The organism is Methylobacterium sp. WL7 (assembly GCF_008040085.1).
Classification (GTDB): Bacteria; Pseudomonadota; Alphaproteobacteria; order Rhizobiales; family Beijerinckiaceae; genus Methylobacterium; species Methylobacterium mesophilicum.
The window spans coordinates 1-4069 of record NZ_VRVG01000229.1 but is presented as its reverse complement, the minus strand read 5'-3'; the positions used below and the strand labels follow the sequence as shown (position 1 = coordinate 4069).

4 protein-coding genes are annotated in these 4069 nt (G+C 68.3%); all 4 read right to left on the bottom strand.

Going from position 1 to position 4069, the window contains the following annotated elements:
- Nucleotides 1-194 (bottom strand): translation initiation factor IF-2 associated domain-containing protein (locus tag FV233_RS28395; protein WP_147899519.1); only part of this gene is annotated, 194 nt, incomplete at its 3' end.
- A gap of 79 nt (nucleotides 195-273) precedes the next feature.
- Nucleotides 274-996: an RNA-binding protein gene (locus tag FV233_RS28390; protein WP_147899520.1), complete on the bottom strand. Its 723-nt coding sequence runs from the start codon at nucleotides 994-996 to the stop codon at nucleotides 274-276.
- A 42-nt stretch (nucleotides 997-1038) separates the two neighbouring features.
- Nucleotides 1039-2661 carry a transcription termination factor NusA gene (gene nusA / locus FV233_RS28385; protein WP_147899518.1) on the bottom strand — a complete coding sequence of 541 codons (1623 nt, stop codon included), beginning with the start codon at nucleotides 2659-2661 and terminating at the stop codon, nucleotides 1039-1041.
- A gap of 75 nt (nucleotides 2662-2736) precedes the next feature.
- A complete protein-coding gene (rimP, locus tag FV233_RS28380; protein WP_147899517.1) occupies nucleotides 2737-3549 on the bottom strand; it encodes a ribosome maturation factor RimP in 813 nt (270 codons plus the stop codon).
- Nucleotides 3550-4069: the final 520 nt, after the last annotated feature.

The window sequence follows — 4069 nt, the reverse complement described above, 5'->3', positions numbered from 1 at the left end:
GGCTCACGGGCAGGGGCGGCCGGCGCCGCGCCGATGACGCCACGGCGCTTGACCGTCTCGACCACGACCTGCTTGGAGCGGCCATGGGAGAAGCTCTGCCGTACGGTACCCGCCTCGATCGGCCGCTTGAGGGAGAGCGGCTTCGGAGAAGTCCTGTTCAGAGTCTTGTCGCCCGGGTTGTTCGTGTCGCTCATTCAGCCTGAACCCTGAGGGTTTCCATCGTCCCGTGAACCGACGCCCGGTGGCGCCAGCCAAATTCGTCCTGGTGCGTCGTCAACGTGAGGCTTCGTCGATCCGGCCGATTCGGGCTGGACCGGGCTCCTCGGTCGCCGCGGCGGCGCCCTCGAAGGAGCGTAGCCGACGCCAACGCGACAGGCAGCCGGCAGCTCCGGCTCCTGCGACGAGCGCAGCGTGTATCACATGATCCCGACCTAAGGCCATGTCCAATTCATCTTCGGACAGGTCGTCGATGATCGGTATCCTTGACATGGCCTCGCCGTGCCGTCGGTACAAGGCCGCGGCGATCTTGCGCCGGCCGTCCGGACTGGCTTCCGCGGCGTGGATCAGCGCCACCGCGCCGGGCTGGCCGCCGATCGCCGCCTCGACCTTCGAGAAGCCCGCGACCACGCAGCCCGCCTTGTTGGCCAAGGCGATCGCCTGCCGCAGATCCTCGCGCAGGCCTGTGACGATCCGGTCGGGCAGGTCGGGGCCGGCCTGGGCCGGTCCCTTGAACGCCCGCGCGAACAGGTTCTTGCGGACCGCCGTCGCGACGGCATCCCGCTTCGCGCTGATCCAGGCGCCGCGCCCGGGGAGCTTGGCCCGCAGGTCCGGCACCACGGCGCCATCCGGGCCGCGCACGAACCGGATCATCGCCTCGGGCGGCTGGACGACGCGCGTGACGATGCAGGTCCGCTGCGGCACGCGCCGGCCGCCGGGGCCGCTGTCGAGCCCCCCGGCTTCCAGTTCGTCCTGCAGCTGCCCCCCGTCGGGCAGCATCTCGCCGACCTCGGCCATGCGTGCGTCCGCCGCGACCTGGGCTCAGGCCTCGGCCGGGGTGGCGGCCTCTTCGCCCTCGACGGTCTCCGCGCCCTCCTCGGCCTCCGGCTCGGGCAGCGCCTCGATCCAGCCGGCCTTCAGGCGGGCGGCCATGATCAGGCCCTCGGCCTCGGTGCGGGACAGCTCGAAGCCGTCGAGATAGCCGGCGTGGCGCACGGCGTCCGGGCCGCGGCCCTCGGTGTAGCCGACGAGGTCGTCGGTGGCGCAGCCGGCCAGGTCCTCGACGGTCTTCACGTCGTTCTCGCCGAGCGCGACCATCATGGGCGTGGTGATGCCCTCGATCTCGCGCAGCTCGTCGGCGACACCGAGTTCGGTGCGGCGGGTATCGTGCTCCTGCTCGATCCGGGCGAGGTGATCCTGGGCGCGGGCCTGGATCTCGGCGCCGGTCTCGTCGTCGAGCCCCTGGATGCCGGACAGCTCCTGGATGTCGACGTAGGCGATCTCCTCGACGTTGCGGAAGCCTTCGGCCGCCAGCAGCTGGCCGACGGTCTCGTCGACGTCCAGCGCCTCCATGAACACCTGGGTCCGCTCGGCGAACTCCTTCTGGCGCCGCTCGGATTCCTCGGCCTCGGTCAGGATGTCGATGTCCCAGCCGGTGAGCTGGGAGGCGAGCCGCACGTTCTGGCCGCGGCGGCCGATGGCCAGCGACAGCTGGTCGTCCGGCACCACCACCTCGATGCGGTCGGCCTCCTCGTCGAGCACGACCTTCACGACCTCGGCCGGCTGGAGCGCGTTGACGATGAACGTCGCCTCGTCCTCGGACCACGGGATGATGTCGATCTTTTCGCCCTGGAGCTCACCCACGACAGCCTGGACGCGCGAGCCGCGCATGCCCACGCAGGCGCCGACCGGATCGATGCTCCCATCGCGGGAGATCACGGCGATCTTGGCGCGGGAGCCCGGATCGCGGGCCACGGCCTTCACCTCGACGATGCCGTCGTAGATCTCGGGCACTTCCTGGCCGAACAGCTTGGCCATGAACTGCGGGTGCGAGCGCGACAGGAAGATCTGCGGCCCGCGCACTTCCGAGCGCACGTCGAACAGGTAGGAGCGGATCCGGTCGCCCGGCCGGAAGGTCTCGCGGGGGATCATCTCGTCCCGGCGGACGATGCCCTCGCCCCGGCCCAGGTCGACGATGACGTTGCCGTACTCGACCCGCTTGACGATGCCGTTGAGGATCTCGCCGATCCGGTCCTTGTACTCGTCGAACTGGCGGGCGCGCTCGGCGTCGCGCACCTTCTGGACGATGACCTGCTTGGCCGACTGCGCGGCGACGCGGCCGAAATCGAACGGCGGCAGGGTGTCGGAGATCACGTCGCCCACGAGCGCGCCGGGATTGTAGCGGCGGGCCTGGTCCAGGGTGATCTCGCGGGCGTCGTTCTCGACTTGATCGACCACCAGGAGGTGCCGCGACAGGCGCAGCGCCCCGGTCTTGTTGTCGATCTCGGCGTGCACGTCCGTCTCCGCGCCGTAGCGCGAGCGGGCCGCCTTGGCGATCGCCTCCTCCATCGCGTCGATCACGATGGAGCGATCGATCACCTTCTCGCGGGCGACCGCGTCGGCGATCTGGAGGAGTTCGAGCCTGTTGGCGCTGACGACGGCCATCGGTGTCGGTCCTTCTCTTCCGTCAAGTCCTGGTGCCGGGCGCCCGATGGCGGCCGGCCCAAACCTCAATTCACGTCAATGCAGGTCGTCGCGGCCCTTCAGCCGGGACGCCTTGGACACGACCGGCTTCTTGGGACCGGTGCGCGGCGGTTTCTTGTCTTTCGCGGCCTTCGGGGCCGGCTTGCCGCCGACCTTGGCGGCCTTGACGGCCTTGGCCTTCGGACCCTGCGGCCGGGGCGCCGGCCGGGCCGGGACCGCCGGCGCGTCGTCCGCGTCCTCGTCCTCCGCCGCGTCGTCCTCATCCAGCGCGTCCGCGTCGTCGGCGGGCGGCCCGCCGCGGCGCAGGGATTCGCGGATCAGTTCGTCGGTGAGGACGAGATGCGCCTCGGCGAGATCCCGCAGCGGCAGGTCGACCCGGCTCGGCAGGCCTTCCTTCACGTCGGGCAGGTCGATCGGGACGGTCAGCGCCTCCGGGTCCGGAGCGCCGAGGATCCCGCGGAACCGCTTGCGGCCGTCGAGGGGCGGGCTCAGCTCGACCTTGACCTCGTAGCCGACCCAGCGGGCGAAGTCCGAGACCCGCACCAGAGGCCGGTCGATCCCCGGGGAGGAGATCTCCAGGTTGTAGGCGGCGCCCACCGGATCGTCGACGTCGAGGACCGGCGAGATCGCGCGGCTGACCGCCTCGCAATCGTCGATCGAGAAGGTGCCGTCCGGCCGCTCCGCCATGATCTGGACGGTGCAGCCGTTGGTGTTGGTGACCTTGACCCGGACCAGCCGGAACCCGAGGCCCTGGACCGGCCCCTCGATCACCTGCACCACGCGCGCGGCGACGCCGGTCTCTCGGACCAGGCGCTTCTCGGACAGATCCGCTTCGATCTCGGACGACATGGATATCAGCGCGCAACCCTTGCGGCGTCCTGGGTGGCACATCCCGGCCTGCGGCCTCGCGCGTCCAAACCCGACGCGGCGAAAAAAAAGAGCGGACCCGGTGGGGCCCACTCCCGAACCGCAGCCTTTCGACTGCCATCAGAACTGTTGAACGATAGATAGCCGCGGTCGGTCGTGAGCGCAAGGTGGATCGATGATCGGTCGCGTCTCACATTTGAAATTTCTCGCCTGAGTTGGCGTGACATCTCACGGCCTCGCCATTGTCACCCCCGCCGCAAGCAAAGCAATAAATATAAATATCAAAAGAGCGCATGCGATTGCGTATCGCGCAGCCATCGTGCCAACGCCAATGAAACCTAAAATTCCACCAGACATATAATCGATTACGGCCGTATTACGTAGGAAATTTGGCGCAATTTATTTTTCAAGTATCTCCGGCAGCCGTCTCATTTCTTGTATAATAGCTTTAGTAGCTTCAGTACGTTTGATTAATTCTTTGTGCTGGTCTTCCGTCAGCGCC